The sequence below is a fragment of the Corallococcus sicarius genome (genome assembly GCF_003611735.1).
GTDB lineage: Bacteria > Myxococcota > Myxococcia > Myxococcales > Myxococcaceae > Corallococcus > Corallococcus sicarius.
The window spans coordinates 1-464 of record NZ_RAWG01000727.1 but is presented as its reverse complement, the minus strand read 5'-3'; the positions used below and the strand labels follow the sequence as shown (position 1 = coordinate 464).

The window sequence follows — 464 nt, the reverse complement described above, 5'->3', positions numbered from 1 at the left end:
ACCGTGGTGTGGTCGCGTCCGCCGAAGAGCTCACCAATCTCGGGCAGGCTCTTCTGCGTGAGTTCCTTGGCCAGATACATGGCGATCTGACGCGGGCGCGCGATGTTGGCCGGCCTCTTCTTGGAGTACATATCCGCGACCTTGATGTTGTAGAAATCCGCGCAGGTCTTCTGGATGTTTTCCACCGAAATTTGGCGGTTCTGCACCGTCAGCAGGTCTTTGAGCGCCTCCCGCGTGACCTCGATCGTGATCTCTTTGCCGTGGAAGTTGGAGTACGCCAGGATCTTGCGCAGCGCGCCTTCCAGCTCACGCACGTTCGAGCGCAGGTGCTTGGCCACGAAGAAGGCCACCTCTTCCGGCACGGTCACGTTCTCTGCCTGCGCCTTCTTCATCAGAATCGCAACGCGCATCTCCAGCTCGGGCGGCTCAATGGCCACGGTCAGGCCGGAGTCGAAGCGCGAGAT

General features: G+C 60.6%; 1 protein-coding gene. It reads right to left on the bottom strand.

Annotated features, from left to right (window positions below; all coding sequences use genetic code 11):
* Positions 1-464, bottom strand: a 464-nt coding sequence (locus D7X12_RS45725) for a helix-turn-helix domain-containing protein (RefSeq protein WP_244225115.1), incomplete at both ends; no start/stop codon positions are given.